The organism is Microcoleus sp. B3-D2 (genome assembly GCF_036705345.1).
Lineage (GTDB): Bacteria > Cyanobacteriota > Cyanobacteriia > Cyanobacteriales > Microcoleaceae > Microcoleus.
Window position 1 is genome coordinate 1 of record NZ_JAUBUG010000064.1, and the last position, 18,069, is coordinate 18,069.

Here is an 18,069-nt window from a genome sequence, read left to right on the forward strand (position 1 = left end):
AGTCCGAGAGTTCAGCCTTGTGGCTGGAAACGCTATGTACGGGCTTTCACCGTGATTCACGTTTCAACGAATCGCACGACTTCCGATAATTGCTTGAGTTTTAAGGACTTGTGCCACTGCTTCTGCTTCTAATTCTGCACCAGGAAGGGCGTCAAGTTGTACAGGCAAGTCCCCCAATTTAGGCGGTAGACTTGGCATTATAGGATTACCAACAATTAAAGTATTTGGCGGATTAACTCGCTGATTTTTTTGTTTTTGTTGATGGGTTAAATCTAATACCTGAATGGAAGGTGCAGTTAAGATAGTATGTTTTTCAATCAGATATTTACCATCCGGATCAATTAAAGCATAAAAAGGCAACATAAACAATGAGTGTTGGGGAATTAAAATTACTAAATCTTGGGGATTGTTTGGTAATAAATCAGCAATGGGTTGAATAAAAATTTGGTGAAGTTGCTGTAATTGAGGCTTAGTCTGAGAAGCACCACGAGAAAACAAACTATTGCGGGCATCAATTACTAATTTGTTAAGGTCTAAACCTGAGATTTCTTCCTTATTTGCTGGATTTTTAAAAGCATTTAGATCGACTGGGCGTAAGGTTATTTCTCCTGTTGGTTTGATTACCCAAATATAAAGCTCTCGATCAGAAATTAAAGAATATTCAACTAAAGTAGCTTGTTCAACTGCGGCTATTTTTTGAATTTCTGCAATCGTAGGCGGTTTAATTGTTCCTTGCTGAGAACTTGAATTTGGTGTTTCTTCATTAGCTAAACGTTGGGATAATAATTCCACAAATGCCCTCGATCTTCCCCGTTCTGATACTTCTAAAGCTTGATTAGGTTGTTTTTGAGTAATCAAAGCTTTTTGTAATAATTTATAGCTAATATTATGGGATTCAAACATTGAAATTTTATTAGCATCATTTAAACCGGGCTGCAAAGATTCAATTACTTTAATAGATTCTGTTAAATTTACAATTGCTTCATTAATTTTGTTAGTTTCTAACAGATTTAAACCAATAATTCGCAAGGTAATTGCGATACTAGCCCGATCTCCAATCGTTTTTTGGATTACTAAAGCTTGATTTAAGGAATCTAAAGATTGAGTAAATTTACCTTGTTTTTGATAAATCTGCCCCATATTAGTTAAAGTAACACCTATTCCTGCTTGATCTTTTTCTTTTTGATAAATAGCTAAGGCTTGCTGATTAAAATTTACTGCTAGATCGTATTGACCTAAGTTAGTATAAATTTGAGCAATATTATTAAGAGTAATAGCAACACCCAAACTATTATTAATCTCTTGATAAATACTTAAAGCTTGCTGATAAAGAGTTAATGCTTGCTTATCCTTACCTTGATTACTGTAAATTTGTCCCAAGTTATTCAGATTAACCGCCTCACCTTGACGCACCATTGATTCAGCACTAAAAGCATTACCAACTCCAGCACGAATCGCTGAAATTTGACGAACAAAAGCAGGATTTAAAGAAGATTTTCCTAGAATATCATGTAGTAACTGAAAATCTTGAGCTTTTAATCCTTGATAATCTTTACCAAGATTTTTTTGATAAATTACTGAAGCTTGTTGGGCAAAATCTAAGGCTTGTTCATATTGTCCAAGGCTAAAATACAGAGCGGCTAAGTTATTACGAATTGCTGCTTCATCTCCCCGATAACATAAACTGTTATTAGGATTTTGATGAAAACAATCACTTATTAGCTTTATTTTCGTTAAAGCCTCTTGATAAGCTGCCAATGCTTGACCATATTCGCTAAGATTAGCATAAGTTACTCCTAAATTATTAAGATTCTGAACTTCTCCAATACGATCAGTTTGTTCTTGATAAATTGCTTACAGTTGCGTATATATTTTAAGAGATTGCTGATAATTACCTAATTTAAAATAAATTGCGCCCATTGGGTTAAGCGTATATTTTTCAGTGGTTAAAAAGCTATCACGATCCCCTTTTTTTATTTTAATAAGTTCCTGAAAAATAGTTAAAGCTTGTTGATAAGATGCTAAAGCTCGCTCGTAGTCTCGCTTGCGATCGTAAACTTCCCCCATATATTTAAGTGTATATCCTTCATACGCGCGATCGGAATCAGGTAATTTACCTAGTGCTTTAAAAATAACTAAAGCCTGTTGAAAATAGTGTAAAGCCCGATCGTATTTCCCTAAACTAAGATATACTTCCCCTATATAATTCAGACTATTTCCTTCACCCGCCCGCGCCCCTACTTGACGAAAAATTCCTAGGGCTTGATTATATTTATATAAGGCAGATTCGGCTTCAGCTCGTTGATAAAGATCGTAACCTTCTTGATTAAGATAAACAGCATCAGTAATTTTTTGTTCGATTGTTGAATTTGCTGCTTGTGCTAATTTTTGTGGACTGGATATAATATTATTAATAGGGTAACTTACCGATTTCCCAGAAACGGTTAAGCATAACAACAAGGTGGTTATTAGCAAACAGATATATTGAAAAGACCAACGCATAATCTATTTTCTCCTTTAAGATTTACCGTAGTTAGCCTTAACTAGACTATAATGTATGGAATTTTAAACAAATAAGCAATTTCTTGCAGCCCTCACGAGGAATATTAGATAATTACTTTGACAGATAAATGCAAAATCAAGGTAAAAAAATTGCCATAAACCTAATTCATTGATGGGGTGACAACGCCTCTGAAACCTTGATTGTAAAAGCATTGAAGCCCCTGAAGCTCAAAAAAGATAGTGCATTATTGACAGGCTGATTGACTCATAAGATTGTCCGAGGGATCCTTGAAGCTGATTCAAAGGCTCTGGCCACTCTCTTTTATTGACTCTAGCACAGCAAGCGTATCTTTTCGCTTGGTCACTCAACTCACAACCTTGACGCAGCTTTGCTTTCAACCTGCTTGGCACCGTCAAAAAAATCTGGCATAAGCCTGATTTTTCCGGGTAAACTGTATCTGTTGCTCAAAATGTTATTCCCAAGAGCCCGCAAGTCTGGCAGCCAAAAACTCGATCGCAATAAAAAAGCAGCTTTTGAGAGCTGCTCGTCAGAATGCATGAGGTATTGTTTTTAGAATAGGACAGGTTGAATTCGAGCGGTGCTGGGTTACATTTTTTGATACCGGAAAGTTGATGAGTGAATGGACGATCGTAAAATCGTCACATAGGACGATAGCATTGATGCTAAATTTCCCGACAATCAAGTTAGCGTTTAACTGTCCTTGCGCCCTACAGCCCTTCAGCGGTGGGGCCCTTTTATTTTTAGGGAGAACTCAATAGGCGACCTTAACGCATCAGATGAGTCTGCCATTAGTTCTTGTATAAAATCTCCGCATCGCCACATCCTCATACTTATAAAAGTTACGCCTCACATCCACTCAAACCCGGTGGACTGCAAAATATTGGGTGGTTAAACCGACACATTCAGACAAAAACCAGTATTTTTACCGAAGTCATACCCTTTTAGATTTTAGATTTTGGGAATGACTGATGAAGCTGGTGGTTTGGAGCTTGTGTAGAGTTGCATTATTTTTGGGAACTAATACCACAAGTCCTGAGAAACCTGTTATTTTCTGAGAAACCGGGTTTATGAATGTATCAATTGAGATCGGACCCGGTTTCTGATTTGATAACTTTTTGGATTTCCTCGATCGCCCTAGTCGCCACTGCTTCAGGTCTTTCGCCCACGCCAGCACAGACTCGGACATCTGCTTGAGTGTAAAAACGCTCTCGCTCTTTCAAAAGGCTTTGCAGCTTAGATTTGATCTCGCCCTCCTGCAGTAGGGGTCGAGCGGTGTCCGAACGCAGTCGATCGTACAGTTGATCTACAGGCACATCCAGCCAAACCACTACACCGTAGTGCAAGTAACCCCAATTCATCGATCGGGCCACAATGCCGCCGCCCGTAGCCACAACCGAATTTTGATAAGCAGACAATTCGCCGAGCACTTTAGTTTCTAGTTCCCGAAAAGCCTCTTCCCCCTCTTGAGCGAAAATCTCAGCAATTGACTGATTAGCAACTCGAACAATTAGTTCATCAGTATCAAAAAAACGGTATTTTAATTTTCTTGCCAAAATCCGCCCCACCGTTGTTTTTCCCGCACCCATCATCCCGACGAGATAAATATTTACTCCCCTCAACCCATCCACTGCCAAATCCTCCGATATTTTTCTATTTTTTTAGGTTAATCGATCCGCCACTGGCGCGATCGTCGTCATCAAACTCATCACCCTCATCCAATCCCCAATCATCCTCTGCTTCTGCAAGAGGATTTATTGGTGCTTCATCAGCGGGTTTAGGAATCTCCCCTCCTGGAGGAACCAGCACTCGATACTCCGCATCGTATACAGCCTCAGTTTGCCCCACCCCAGACTGGCTCGGATCTCGATAGCCGTAAGAATATACTGAGCCAGCCCAAGATTTGCTTTTCGGTTCCTGCTGAGCCTCGTAAGCCCTCGGATTTGCCCCTGGAACATCATTTACCTGCGGTCGATCGGGAAAATCGCGATCGTCCCCCCAATCGTCATCACCCCCTTGAGAGCCGGATTTTGAGCCATCTGAGACCCAATCGTCCTCATCGTCTGCTGCTGCATAAGTCCCTGGTTGAGCGTAATCCTTCGCCCCATCCTGGTTCGGAGTTTCTTGCAGGAAAGTCCGGGAACTGTAACCTGCCGGCGTACCGTACTCAGTTCGGTAGGAACCAGCAGCCTGAGTTTGGCTATTTTCCCTATTCATATCCGGGTCAATCCCCTCTTTTCTAGGAGGGGGAGGTGGCGTGTAAGGTGTTCTCCTGTCCTCTGGGAAAGTATCGGGACGGCTGCGACTGGATCTGCCGGTGCGCTCTCTCGTTAGAGATAGGTAATTTGAAAAAGCCAGCAAACCAGAAATCAATAAAGATGTGAGAGCTCCCACCACCATGCTGAGCAGAATCCAGATAGATAAGGGCAAAGCAGGCGATCGAACTCCCAAAAACACCAGCGATAATGCCGGCTCCACATTTTGCAGGGCAAAAATAGTCAGCCCCACCACAATTACTAGCAAAAATACAGGTCGCATTTTAAAAATATTGGTAATTGGTAATTGGTAATTGGGAATTGCTAATTTAAACTAACAAATCATCAATAACAAATAACAAACTGTCAACTGTCAACTGTCAACTGTCAACTAACTCCCTTCTTCTTCCTTCCAGCGTTTGAGAGGAACGCAATCAATCCCCAACTGGTCTAAAGCGCGAGCCACCACAAAGTCTACCAAATCTTCAATAGTTTGCGGATTGTGATACCAAGCAGGAATCGCTGGTACAATTCTAGCTCCAGCTTCCGCCAAGGTAGTCAAATTCCGCAGGTGAATCAAGCTAAAAGGCGTTTCGCGAGGCACGAGTACCAATTTTCGCCCTTCCTTGAGCTGAACGTCGGCCGCTCTTTCGAGCAAATCCGAACTCAAGCCAGCCGCCAATTTGCCCAGCGTACTCATGCTACAGGGAATAACGATCATCCCTTGGGTGCGAAAGGAGCCACTAGCAATATTAGCACCGACATCTTGCCAGGGATGGCACCGAAGTTTACCCATTGTGGCTACTCCTGCTTGTTCCCGCCAGAATTCCTCTTGAAGCGTCGGCTCTGCGGGCATTCGGGTGTTCTGTTCGCTTTGCCAAACCATGTAAGTAGACTTGGAAGCGACCAGTTCAATAGCGCGATCGGCTTCCAACATAAACTTCAGAGTTCGCACCGCATAAATCAGTCCCGATGCGCCGGTAACTCCTACAATTAGAGGTTGGGCGGGGACTGAAACATAATTAGTCATTAGCAAATTATCCTTTAATTGTAGTAGTAAGGTGGGCATTGCACGCTTACGAGTAGTTTGGTATAAAATTAATGCTACCTAAAATTATGCAAGCTTATGAAAAAAAATGCTGCTCATTCTCTCGCTGTTTCTTGTCAACCTACTGTACTTAAACTAGATGATTACAAATGTTACCACAATTTAGCGTCAGCCCTAGTTAAAGAAGATAAATTAGATGAAGCCGCTGCCGTCTACCTGCACGCTATTGAGCTTTACGCGAACTGTTCGTGGCTGCACCACTATTTAGGAAATGTCCTGCAAAAACAAGGTAAATTAGCTGAAGCCGTCTCTGCTTACCAGCAGGCTATAGAGCTTTATCCCAATTTTTCTTGGTCGCACAACAATTTAGGCAATGCTTTAGAAAAACAGGGCAAGCTAGAGGAAGGTATCGCAGCCTACCGCCGTGCTATTGAGCTTTATCCAAACTTTTATCTATTTCACACCAACTTAGATAAAGCTTTGCAAAAACTCAGTCGTCTCCGCGTCTTTCCACCTAAATCTTATTCTAAGTTTATATCGCCCTTGGCCAGTTTGGACAACCTGCGCCTAGCAATAGTTAGCACTCCCCGTTCTGGCAACACTTGGCTGCGGAAGCTTCTAGCATCAATGTACGATTTGCCTCAAATAGCCGTCCACACGCCTAGTGAAATAGCTTGGCAATCTCTGCCACCAAAAGTAATATTACAAATCCACTGGCGGGATACTGATAATTTTGTTTCACTGCTTGCCGAAAATGGATTTCGCCCAATAGTTATTGCCCGCCACCCTCTCGATGTCTTGATTTCAATTCTGCACTTTGCAGCTTACGAGCCACAAACTGCCCGCTGGTTAGACGGTGAAGCTGGCAGCGAAATTTCTATTATTAATAAATCCCCGCTCTCTTCGGAGTTTATCGATTATGCTGTAGGTAAGAGATCTGGCGCCCTTCTCTCTATTAGTACGGCATGGTGGAATAGAAAAAACACTTGGCAAATTCGCTATGAAAATTTGGTCGATGATACTGCCGAGGAACTATCTAAATTAAACCAACAACTGGGGCTGAAACCGGCGCGTCCAATATTAGATGTGATTCCCCTTCATTCCCTCGCTTCTTTAAGAACAACTGCTGCCAACAATCACTTCTGGCAAGGAAAGTGCGGAAATTGGAAACATCTGCTCACAGCAGCAGTTGCGCGGCGAATTGCGATTTCCCGTCAAAGCGTGCTAAATCAACTCGGATACGTTTGCGATGCTGATGAAAATTTGACAGAAGAAATGGCCCTCGCTACTTGGAATTCTCTGGCAGTAAGCGCAGTTAACTCCTAATATAGGGGTTTTTATTTAAATGCTGCCCGCGCTCAGTAATTGGTAATATCATACCAAATCCGGCTTTAATACTCCTCTATTTTTTAGTTTCTAATATCTAGGACGAAACTTCGTGTAGTTTGACCGCAACGATCGAATGACTTGTTTGATTTCAGAGTGGAATAACTGCAATTAAAGTTCTAGGTCAAAAAGATTAAATAGGTAAGGATAAAGCACTGGATGAGCGATAAACACCTAAATTATCGCGATTGCCCCTTGCGTCTTTTTCTTAAAATTTATTTACAGCAAGCTGTTTATTTATGTCCGGCTACTTATTAGTTAGTTGACGATGGACTGTTATTAGTAATTAGTGGTTCGTCATTAATTATTTTTTGATGATTGCTGAGTATAGTTTGCCGCCCACCTCTCAATACTTAGTTGCTAGACAATGACAACTAAGTATTGAGGAAAATCAACAGTCAACTGTCAACTGTCAACTGATTATTCATCATCATCAAAAGCTTGACTGCCGCCGCCAACTGCAACTAAATCAATTTGCTGGCGGTAGTAATCCACACTCTTGACTTGAACTTCCACCCGATCGCCCAAACGGTACTGATTGCGGTTTTTGCGACCCACCAAAGTTTGCTGGCGCGATCGATATTCGTACCAGTCATCCTTCAGCGAAGAAACGTGTACCAGTCCTTCAACTCGCAGGATGTCGCTCTCCGGCGGCCGCACCTCAATTTCCACAAAGAAACCATAAGACTGCACACCTGTAATCAAACCCTGGAAAGTTTGCCCGGTGCGTTCTTTCATCAATCCGGTTTTCTTCAATCCCTGCAAATCGCTTTCGGCATCCTCAGCAACCCTTTCGCGTTCCGTCAGGTGTACCACGGCCGATGCAAACTCCGTCTCAAATTCGTGGTGCAAATCTGGCGGGAGAACATTCCAAGTAATTTGACCGTGACAGGAGGAATGGTGCAAGTCAACTTTTTCCTTAGCCCGTGTTGTGCGACTGCTGCGGCCTTGCTCGAACACCGCTTGCAACACCCGCAGTATCAGCAAATCGGCGTAGCGGGAAAGCGGCGAAGTGCAGCGCGTGTAACCCTCTGACAGCGACAAACCGAAGTGCGGCTTGGGAGTTGTGCTGTAAACAGCGGGCTTCATCGTGTCTTCTAGCAGGTAGGTGAGAACTCTTTCCGACTTAAGGCCGGCAAACTGCTGGGTAAATCGCTGAAAGTCCAAGGGCAAAACTTCTTCTTCGCTTTCGAGATACAGTTCGCCTCCGAGGTTGTTGGAGAGTTTGATGAACTCTTGAATGTCTGCCGGGTCTGGCATCGGCTGGACGCGGTAGATTGCAGGGACTCCCAAGGCCTGCAGGTGAGTGGCGACAGCTTGGTTGGCGAGTACCACCAACTCGGAGACAGCCGACTGGGCGGGGGGAGCGAATGCAAAAGCTCCTAATTCGCCTTCGTCGTCGAAGTGAGAGTTAGCATCGGGCAAATTTAGTTCAAAAGCTCCCCGCTTGAGCCTTGCCTTTCTGGCAGCCTGTGAGGCAGCCGACATTTGATCTAGGAAAGGACGGAGGGCGGATGATAAAGGGTGATCTTCGGCACCGCCTGGTTCGAGAATTGCTTGAGCTTGCTGGTAGGTGAGGTGGTAGTCAATTTGAATGACGCTGGCTTGAATTTCGTATTCTAAGAGTTCTCCAGATTCGTCTAGGGTGAGCAGTATGCTGAAGGTCAGCCGTTCGGTATCTGGCAGCACAGAGCAGCGCTCGTTGAGGATTTCTGGGAGTACGGCGATGATTTTTTCTCCCAGATGGGCGGCGGTGCCTCGCTTGCGGGCTTCGCGGTCGATCGGGGTTTCTGGCTGCACGTACTCGGCGGCGTCGCTGATGTGGATTCCTATTTGCCAGCGGCCGGGCTTCAGGGTTTCGATCGACAAAGCGCGTTCCACTGGCGGATCGGATAGGAATGAGGTCGGATCGAACTCGTTTTCGGCTCCTCCCTCGGAGAGATTTTCCTCCTCAACTTTAGGGGCAGCGTTTTCGCTGTTGGTTGTTCCCGGTTCGTTTTTGCTGAAGCTAACAGTCAGAATGTTACGCAAATCTAGCCGTTTTTTGATGTCGGTTTTTTTGACTTTGCTGGGCAAATTTTCGGCTGCTTTGATGACGGCGGCGGGGAACGATCGCGGCAAGTCGTGTTTGCAGCATACGATGTCGAGGTCGTCAGCGGCTTCGGCGTCGGAACCGAGTACCTGTACTACTTTGCCGACTGGGCGGTGGGTGCCGAGGGGGTAGCGTTTGACTTCGACGTGTACTAGGTGGTCGATCGCCTCTTGAAGATTTGTGCCATTTGCGAGCAAGTCTAGTTCAAACAACAGGCGATCGTCCAGGGGGATTGCTCTGTAGCTGACGCGGCCGGTGGGGGTGGCAGTTTGCTTGACTCGCGCCAGTACCGAGGGGTTGGCGCGTTCCAGGATGAGCATGACTTCGCCTTCGGGCGATCGGCGGCGGCTACCTTCTTTGATGATTTTGACTAAGACTCGATCGCCATTCCAAGCTGTCGAGAGGTGACTTTCCCGCACGTAAACGTCTTCTGAGCCTTCGGCGTCTTGAATTGCAAAGCAAAATCCTTTGCTCGAACAGCGCAGTTTTGCTTCTACTACGTCGTCTTCAACTACTCGGCGATAGCGGCCTTTGTCTTTGACTAATATGCCAATTTTCTCTAGAGCTTCTAATGCGATTTGAAGTTTGAGTTGACTGGTGGCGTCGTTGCAGTCGAGTTTTTTCTCTAATGCTTTAGGAGCCACTAATTTGTCTTCTGTAAAATTTGCCAGCAGTGCAGCGATAGAAAATTCCATGTAGCGATCGATCCTCTTGTTTCCAGCAATTAGTCTAAATTTTGGCGAAATCAGCCGCACCCCCTCGGGCCCTCGCAGTGCCTGCTTCCCAACAAATGCGCGGGTTGATAGGTGGAGACGCGAGCACAGCCACCTTGTTTCATCGCGAGGTTTTTTTGAGATTCTCTCCCGACACCGACTTGGTGCTAATTGTCTGCTGTCTGTCTTGAACTGACTGCTGACGGTGCAGACAAATGTCCCGCACGCTATTCCCCAATACAATTTTTTAGCGTTGGTTTGTTTGCTTTTAGGTCAGCAGCGCCGAGCACTTTGCGAATTAGAAAGCCCCTGTCGGTTCTTAAAAGATGGCTCGATACTGAAAGCGACGGCTTGAGTCGAGGATGAGCCGATGGAGGGATGGAGAGGGAGAAAATTTGCATTTCTGCCTTCTGCCTTGTTTCCTTCTGCCTTGTTCCTTCTTCCTTTTGAAGTGCCTCTTGCTTCTTGCTTTAGCAAAGAACTTACCGGATCGAGGCAAAATTGCTAGTAGCTCGCTGCTGCGATGCCCCTGTGTTTTGCACGCGATCAGTCCTTGCGGACGGAGGTGCAACGAGCGGGCCGGGAGCAATCTGTGCTGTAGAAAGTGCAGGTACGCAAACCGGAGACTTTTACTACTTTTGCTTAGTTGCTGTGTCATCTCCTATAGGTAGAAATGACGCCCGATGCTTGTTAGCTTAAACCGCTGGATGTGGCATGGGGTTTAGTGGCGTTTAAGGTTGCGCGGATGACTCACCTTTAATTTATTGTATGTTGAATAGGTGCTTTCAGAAAATTGTTTTCTCAGGGCTGTACTACACTTAAGTCATAAGCCCCCTCTGGTTTCGGGGTCAAAAAATTATGTTTGCTGAATTTCGCGCCCTTTATCCCGCTGGACAGTTAATTTGTGAGTTGCTGACTGTTCATCACGGTAAGTTTGTTGTTCGCTGTCTGGTTCAGGTTGACGGCAAAACTCTGGCTACGGCTATGTCGGCTGCTGAGTCTGTTGAGGATGCTGAAGACCGCGCCCGGTTGCGAGCGATCGCTGTCCTTGGATTTGCTGCGCCCGATCGTGCGATAGCGAGTGTTGATCCGGCTCCGGTTGCTCCGGTTGCTCCGGTTGCTCCGGTTGCTCCGGTTGCTCCGGTTGCTTCGGTTGCTGCTGTTCCCCCTCCCCCTCCTCCTGCTGTTCCGGTTCCTGTTGGGCCGACAAGTGTTCCTCTTCCGGTTCTAGAAATGCCTGTTGCTGACAAATTGCCTGAAACACATCAAAGCAATTTTGTCAAGACTGAAGCGAAATTAAATGAAGAGCCGATCGCACCTGTACCGGAACCGCTGCCTCCAAAGGTCGATCGCGTGGAGCCTACTGGATTTGTACCGAAGCAGTTAGACTCGGACGCTTGGCTTTCTTCCAGCTACGGCGAACCACTTGAGGAACTGGATGTGCCGACTCCTAGCCAAAGTGAACCGCTACAGGGTGCGGCCGAAGTCAGGGGATTGCAACCGATCGCAGTGGGAATCCCCAGCGATGCGATCGAGGATAATTCTGATACGATCGCCCAAATAGAGGCAATCCTCAGGCGCTTGAAATGGACTAAGAAACAAGAAACTGACTGTCTCGAACAAAATTTCGGCAAGTCGTCGCAGAGAGAGCTTTCTAGCGAACAGTTGGTAGATTTTCTAGAATATTTGGAAATCTACAGCAGAACTACTGAGGAAATCAAACGATTGGGCTGGACTGCCAACCAAGGAAAAGATTATCTCAAACAAGGTTACGGCAAAGAAGCGCGCCATTTCTTAAATCAAGTAGAATTGCTCGACTTCCTGCAATATCTCGAATCTTTGCCTTAGTAATTCTGTAGGGTTTCTAGGTGTGAGGTTTTTTTAGAAAAAGCTAAATATAGCAGTTTTCAATTGTATGAAATACAGTAATGACTTAACTGTGACGCCGTATCATGCGCCCCAGCATCTGTAATTCACTCCACTGAAAACTGCTATATGACCGTTAAAAATTAAAAATCAAAAATGAAGAATATTTTCTCATTTTTGATTTTTAATTTTTTATTTAGACGACAGCGGCGATCGGTCTGCTGGCGGAAGGACGGCGATCGATCACTTGATCGACTAATCCGTAGTCCTTTGCTTCTTCAGCGGACATGAAGAAATCCCGTTCGGTATCTTCTTCAATGCGGGAAAGCGGCTGACCGGTATGGTTGGCAAGATGTTCGTTCAGGCGGCGCTTGTGGTACAAAATCTCTTTGGCCTGAATTTCAATATCCGTTGCTTGTCCTTGAGCTCCGCCTAGAGGTTGGTGGATCATAATCCGGGAGTGAGGCAAACTCATCCGCTTGCCTTTAGCGCCGGCACTCAACAGAAAAGCGCCCATGCTGGCGGCCAAACCGAGACAAATAGTACAAATGTCGGGGCGGATGTGGTTCATCGTGTCAAAAATGCCCATACCTGCTGTTACCGAACCCCCTGGGGAGTTGATATAGAGGTAAATATCTTTCTCCGGGTCTTCGGCGTCTAAAAATAGCAATTGGGCAACGATCAGGTTGGCTAAGTCAGAGTCAACCTGTTGGCCCAAGAAGACGATGCGATCGCGCAGGAGTCGCGAGTAGATATCAAAGGCGCGTTCGCCGCGACCGGATTGTTCTATAACGGTTGGGATCATTGACAGGGCCTGCCTATTACGTATCTTTTTTTTATTTTAGCGATTTGGGTTTATTTGTAGTGAGCCATCGGTGGCGGGCGATCGGCTTTTACGCGCAAAATCCTTAAGTTGGGACGGGTTGAGGCATTTGGGCCGTCGCAATTTCTCGATCGTCCGCTCGATCTGCTGTTTCTGCTTTAGACTAATTGCAATCTAACTGCAATAACGACATAAGTAGTCGAAACAATTCTGTGTAAAGAAACAGGAGGCAATTGCTAGGCAGTAGCCCTTATGCCTGTCTTGACAGTGGGCTTAAATGTTGTCTGGCAGAGCTTGGTAGGCTGTTGAAATCCTCCTTAAGGCAATACTGCGGACTATTTTGAGATAGGGATGCGATGCCTGCGGCCAGCAACGCTTACGCAGTACAGCACAGAAGCGAAAAAATTTAGTCGAATCGGATTTAAAAACAAACAGAAAAAAAAGCACTCTTTTAGGTTAAGCTAAAAAAACACACAACCTCTTCAGATTTACTGATGATTATTATTCAATCAATCTTACAACAAATACCAGGAATTAGTCAACCCCAAAGAAGTTTTTAGGGGTTTTATTTTCAGCTATTTGGCTCGTTTAGGGCAAAGTTAAATTTACAAATCTTAGTTGTCGTTATAGTTTTTTTTAAAGTAGAAGAACTGATCATCGTCACTTTCGCAAAGGCTTTAACTTTCCACAATTTAATCAACGCTGCTTAAAAAGTGTCGGGACTATTTTTAAGGGAGCTCTGCCTGTCTAATTTTTGACAGATATTGAGTACGAGAGATACCATGTGTTTAAACTGTATGAAATCTTCTAAGAGAAACGATTAAGCGTTGGCCAAATAAATGGATTCAACCCTCACCTTTGGCATTAAGGCAAATTCGGACGCTGATTGCGGAACAGGGTCAATCCTATTCAATCGTCATTCGAGAGGGCAGCAAACAGCTTTTAGCTCAGTATTTTTAAGCGAGGAATGGTGTGTGAGTGATTTGGTAGATGAGGCTGCTCCTAAAAATTTATTTGCAGGCGATAGCGAGATGGCGATGCGGATACGATCGCACGATTGGTCGCAAACTTCACTGGGGGCGGTCGAAACCTGGTCGGACAGCCTGAAAACGGCTTGGCAAATCCTGTTGACCGAACTCGATCGCACTCAGCACCCGGAAAAGACGCAGCTAGAATCTAATCTTCTGCCGCAGGAGCGCCCATCAACAGATGCCTTGCGCCAAGCTGCCCAAGCCGATGCGTTTCGAGTCAGGCTCACCAATGCGCTACGCCCGCTGAGTGATGCCAATGAGATTCAGGCAACCGCTGCCCGCATTCTGGGGGATTCTCTAGGAGCAAGCCGCGTCATTTACATCGAAGTGTTACCAGGCGGCAAAGAGGTCATCGTTCATAAAAACTACACGAACGGTGTTGCCGAACTGAGCGGGCTGTACAATCTGGAAGACTTCGGACGCAACCTGACAGACGACCATCGAGCGGGGCGAACAGCGATCGTTCCCGATGTGGCAAACTACCCTAAATACACGGCAAGCCAGAAGGCAAGTTATCAAGCGATTGATATTGCTGCACATATTGATGTGCCGCTGATCAAGAACGCTCGATTTGTCGCGTTGCTGGCGGTGCATCAGGCAAACCCTCGTCCGTGGAGGGAAGATGAGGTGAGACGAGTCGAGGAAACCGCAGAGCAGACGTGGGCAGCCATCGAGCGTGCCCGTGCAGAAGCCGCATTACGCCAGAGCCGCACCGAACTCGAACAGCAAGTGCGGAACTTCGATGCGATCGTAACTGCAATTCCCGATTTTATTTACACCTTTGATTTGGCGGGACGGTTCACGTATATCAGCCCGGGGTTGCTCGATCTTTGGCAGAAAACTTCGGATGAAGCTCTGGGAAAGAATTTTTTCGAGCTAGATTATCCAACCGATTTAGCGACCCGACTTCAACATCAGATTCAACAAGTCATCGAGACGTGCCAGTTGCTCAAAGACGAAACGCCCTACACTAGCGCCATCGGCACGCGCACCTATGAATACATTTTCGTGCCGCTTTTATGCATAAACGGTGCTGTAGAAGGAGTGGCAGGCGTGATGCGAGACATCACCGATCGCAAACGGGTAGAGCAAGCCTTGCGCCAAAGCGAGGAGCAGACTCGGAATATTCTGGAGACCATCGCTGAAGCCTTCTTTGCCCTGGATGAAAACTGGCGGTTCACCTACGTCAATCGCTCTGCCGGGACACTGCTCGATCGCACTCCAAAGGGTTTGATTGGCAAGAATTTATGGGAAGAATATCCAGGACTGATTGGCAATGATTTGGAGCAGATTCACTGGATCGCCATGGGCGATCGTGTGGCTGCGTCAATGACCGCGTTTTACCCGGATCACGATCGCTGGTACGAAGTTCGCACCTACCCAGCGCCAAATGGCATCACCGTTTATTTCAACAATGTTACCGAGCAGATTCAAACTGCCGCAACCCTGCGTCAATCCGAAGAACGCTACCGCACTTTATTTGAGTCGATCGACCAAAGCTTTTGTCTCTGCGAAATGCTGTTTGACGAGAACGGTGAACCGATTGATTATCGCTTTCTGGAAGTCAATCCGATCTTTGAAAAGATGACGGGACTTCAGGATGCAGTCGGGAAAACGGCGCGGGAACTGGTTCCAGATCTGGAAGCGCACTGGTTTGATATCTATGGCAAAGTCGTGCACACTGGTGAATCTGTGCGGTTTGAGAATCAATCCGCTGCGATGAATCAGTGGTTTGATGTCAACGCTTTTCGAGTCGGCGAACCGCAAAATCATCAGTTTGCCCTCTTGTTCACTGATACAAGCGAACGCAAACGGGCAGAAGAAATTTTGCAGCGAGCCGGCGAATTCGATGCTTTCCGTGTTTCTCTCGCCGACGCGCTGCGTCCGCTTGCCGACCCAGTGGAGATTCAGGCTACTGCCAGCCGTGTGCTGGGTGAATATCTCGGCGCCAACCGGGTGGCGTACTTTGAGGTTCGCGGTGCTGATTACGTCGTTGAGCGTGATTACGTCAATGGAGCCTTAGCGATCGCTGGCAACTACCCGATTGATTCGTTCGGGCCGAAGCTGCTCGCAGCATTCGGCACTGGTCGCGCCGTGTCCGCATCTGATGTGGAAGCCGATCCCAACCTATCTCCAGATCAGCGATCAGCCTACGCCGCGATCGAGATTGGGGCATACATCGGCATACCCCTGGTCAAGGAGGGCGAGTTCGTAGCGGGGCTGGCTGTCCACACATCCGAGCCGCGAGCCTGGACACTGGACGAGGTGTCCCTGGCCGAAGAAGTGGCCGAGCGCACTTGGGCGGCAGTCGAACGCGCCCGCGCCGAAGCAGCCTTGCGAGACAGTGAGGAGCTAAAGCAACGCATACTCCAAAGCAGCCAAGATTGCATTAAAGTCTTAACGCTCGATAGCGAAATCGTCTATATCAATCCAGGCGGATTCTGCTTGTTGGAAATCGACGATCCGTCACTCGTTCTAAACACTTGTTGGCAAGATATCTGGCAAGGTAAATATTATGAAAATGCCAAGGCGGCGATCGCGGCTGCCAAAGCGGGCAACGTCGGTCAGTTGCAAGGCTATCTTCCCACTTGCAAGGGCACACCAAAGTGGTGGGACATCATTATCACACCCGTGCGGAATACCACTGGAGAAGTGACGCAACTTTTAGCAATTTCACGTGATATCACGAAGCAAAAGCAAGCTGAAACTGAACTGGAACGAATGCTGGCGCAAGAGCAAGTTGCACGAGAATCTGCCGATCGCGCTAACCGAATCAAAGATGAGTTTTTGGCGGTGCTGTCCCATGAATTGCGATCGCCACTCAATCCGATTCTCGGCTGGTCAAAACTATTGCAGCAGAGGAAATTGGACGCGGCAAAAACCGCAATGGCATTAGAGACGATCGAGCGTAACGCGCAACTCCAAGTGCAACTCATTGACGATTTGCTCGACATCTCTAGGATTTTGCGCGACAAACTGATTTTAACCGTGATGCCCGTCGATCTGAGTAAAGTCATCTCAGAAGCCCTAGAAACGGTTCGCTTGGCCGCAGAAGCGAAAGCCATTCAAATTGACACAACGATTTTACCCAGTGTTGGCATCGTAATCGGCGATGCTGGGCGCTTGCAGCAGGTGGTTTGGAATCTGTTGTCTAACGCAGTCAAATTCACACCTCAGCGGGGACAAGTCGCTATCACCCTCACTTTGGATGAAACCCACGCTCAAATTCAAGTTACCGATACTGGAAAAGGGATTCGCTCTGATTTCCTGCCCTATGTCTTCGAGCATTTCCGGCAAGAAGATGGAGCCACCACCCGCAAATTTGGCGGCTTGGGATTAGGACTGGCAATCGTGCAGCAAATTGTGCAATTGCACGGGGGAACAGTCGCGGTTGATAGCCAGGGTGAAGGACAAGGAGCTACGTTTACAGTTCGGCTTCCGCTTGCGCCTCGCTCTCAGGAATTGCCAGGGATCGAGCAGCCATCCGACTCAACCGCCGGAGATTTAAGCGGCATTCATGTCTTAGTCGTGGATGATGAGGCAGACTCACGCGAGTTTGTGGCGTTTGTTTTAGAACAAGCGGGGGCGATCGTCACCAGCGTTGCCTCTGCAACTAAAGCACTGCAAGCATTGTCCCAAGCGGTTCCAGAGATCGTTGTCAGTGATATTGGGATGCCAGAAATGGATGGCTATATGTTGATGCGTCACATTCGTAGCCTGCCGCTTGAGCAAGGCGGACAAATTCCCGCGATCGCCCTCACAGCCTATGCTGGAGAGATGGATCTACAGCAAGCGATCGCCGCAGGCTTTCAACGTCACCTTGCCAAACCTATTGATCCAGAGGCAGTGATTGCGATCGTCACCGAATTAGTATCATCAGCCTAAATCTGCCAAAGCAAACACCACCTGACTCTCAAATCTTGCCTACTTATAACCCTGAGCACGATCGCGGTTCGGTTTTTTAGGAAGTGATGGCGATAGCCGAATTACCGCAATGAAGGCACAAGAAAAACTGCAATAATTCTTGTACTTTCTTGGTTGCGAAAGATCGGCCTCGGCAATCTTCATGGATCAACTACAGCGATCGCATTATTAGGATTAAATAGCTTGCAGAGAGAATGAAATATGCGATCGCAAACTGTGCGGTTCTGGAGTTAGTCTAGCCGTCTTTCCCAAAAGATAGGGGCAGTGGTGACTTCGACATGGCAAGCGATCGCCATTCGCTATAATATTTAGGCCTAAAAATAGCGAATACACTGTTGGCGAATTCAGAAAAGACCTATGCTCTTGTAGTTAATTTAGTAATTAAACAATATAGTGAACTCTTGTTTTGC

At 46.4% G+C, this 18,069-nt stretch carries 10 protein-coding genes; 3 read left to right on the forward strand and 7 right to left on the reverse strand.

Annotation, left to right across the window (positions count from 1 at the left end):
• Positions 1-63 precede the first annotated feature (63 nt).
• The 5 genes from QUB14_RS21665 to QUB14_RS21685 form a co-directional block, all read right to left on the reverse strand.
• The gene (locus QUB14_RS21665) at positions 64-1,851 is read right to left on the reverse strand and encodes a tetratricopeptide repeat protein (protein WP_333297317.1); all 1,788 of its coding nucleotides are present in this window, start codon (positions 1,849-1,851) and stop codon (positions 64-66) included.
• 3 nt (positions 1,852-1,854) lie between these two features.
• Positions 1,855-2,502, reverse strand: a complete 648-nt coding sequence (locus tag QUB14_RS21670; protein WP_333219149.1) for a tetratricopeptide repeat protein — start codon at positions 2,500-2,502, stop codon at positions 1,855-1,857.
• Between the two features lie 1,098 nt (positions 2,503-3,600).
• Positions 3,601-4,152 carry a shikimate kinase gene (locus QUB14_RS21675; protein ID WP_333219147.1) on the reverse strand — a complete coding sequence of 184 codons (552 nt, stop codon included), beginning with the start codon at positions 4,150-4,152 and terminating at the stop codon, positions 3,601-3,603.
• 22 nt (positions 4,153-4,174) lie between these two features.
• The gene (locus tag QUB14_RS21680) at positions 4,175-5,059 is read right to left on the reverse strand and encodes a LapA family protein (RefSeq protein ID WP_333219145.1); all 885 of its coding nucleotides are present in this window, start codon (positions 5,057-5,059) and stop codon (positions 4,175-4,177) included.
• Positions 5,060-5,167: 108 nt separating this feature from the next.
• On the reverse strand, positions 5,168-5,806 hold the full coding sequence (locus QUB14_RS21685) for a flavin prenyltransferase UbiX (RefSeq protein ID WP_333219143.1): 639 nt from the start codon (positions 5,804-5,806) through the stop codon (positions 5,168-5,170).
• A gap of 96 nt (positions 5,807-5,902) precedes the next feature.
• Here QUB14_RS21685 and QUB14_RS21690 point away from each other — a divergent pair, with 96 nt between their 5' ends.
• Positions 5,903-7,150, forward strand: a complete 1,248-nt coding sequence (locus tag QUB14_RS21690; RefSeq protein WP_333219141.1) for a tetratricopeptide repeat protein — start codon at positions 5,903-5,905, stop codon at positions 7,148-7,150.
• Between the two features lie 480 nt (positions 7,151-7,630).
• Here QUB14_RS21690 and QUB14_RS21695 read toward each other — a convergent pair whose 3' ends face one another.
• Entirely contained in the window at positions 7,631-9,997 is a 2,367-nt protein-coding gene (locus tag QUB14_RS21695; protein ID WP_333219139.1) for a ribonuclease R family protein, read from the reverse strand.
• A gap of 876 nt (positions 9,998-10,873) precedes the next feature.
• On the opposite strand from QUB14_RS21695, the gene QUB14_RS21700 reads away from it, so the two are divergent.
• Positions 10,874-11,863: a hypothetical protein gene (locus QUB14_RS21700; RefSeq protein ID WP_333219137.1), complete on the forward strand. Its 990-nt coding sequence runs from the start codon at positions 10,874-10,876 to the stop codon at positions 11,861-11,863.
• A 214-nt stretch (positions 11,864-12,077) separates the two neighbouring features.
• On the opposite strand, the gene clpP is transcribed toward QUB14_RS21700, so the two are convergent.
• Positions 12,078-12,710 carry an ATP-dependent Clp endopeptidase proteolytic subunit ClpP gene (gene clpP, locus QUB14_RS21705; RefSeq protein WP_333047400.1) on the reverse strand — a complete coding sequence of 211 codons (633 nt, stop codon included), beginning with the start codon at positions 12,708-12,710 and terminating at the stop codon, positions 12,078-12,080.
• Positions 12,711-13,735: 1,025 nt separating this feature from the next.
• On the opposite strand from clpP, the gene QUB14_RS21710 reads away from it, so the two are divergent.
• Positions 13,736-17,620 carry a PAS domain-containing protein gene (locus tag QUB14_RS21710; RefSeq protein WP_445251857.1) on the forward strand — a complete coding sequence of 1,295 codons (3,885 nt, stop codon included), beginning with the start codon at positions 13,736-13,738 and terminating at the stop codon, positions 17,618-17,620.
• The last annotated feature ends 449 nt before the right edge of the window (positions 17,621-18,069 follow it).

What these genes read in the sequence shown, in the direction of transcription:
- QUB14_RS21670 (WP_333219149.1), bottom strand. Translation starts at nt 2,502, where the DNA reads ATGCGTTGGTCTTTTCAATATATCTGTTTGCTAATAACCACCTTGTTG.
- QUB14_RS21680 (WP_333219145.1), bottom strand. Translation starts at nt 5,059, where the DNA reads ATGCGACCTGTATTTTTGCTAGTAATTGTGGTGGGGCTGACTATTTTT.
- QUB14_RS21685 (WP_333219143.1), bottom strand. Translation starts at nt 5,806, where the DNA reads ATGACTAATTATGTTTCAGTCCCCGCCCAACCTCTAATTGTAGGAGTT.
- QUB14_RS21690 (WP_333219141.1), top strand. Translation starts at nt 5,903, where the DNA reads ATGAAAAAAAATGCTGCTCATTCTCTCGCTGTTTCTTGTCAACCTACT.
- QUB14_RS21695 (WP_333219139.1), bottom strand. Translation starts at nt 9,997, where the DNA reads ATGGAATTTTCTATCGCTGCACTGCTGGCAAATTTTACAGAAGACAAA.
- QUB14_RS21700 (WP_333219137.1), top strand. Translation starts at nt 10,874, where the DNA reads ATGTTTGCTGAATTTCGCGCCCTTTATCCCGCTGGACAGTTAATTTGT.
- QUB14_RS21710 (WP_445251857.1), top strand. Translation starts at nt 13,736, where the DNA reads ATGGCGATGCGGATACGATCGCACGATTGGTCGCAAACTTCACTGGGG.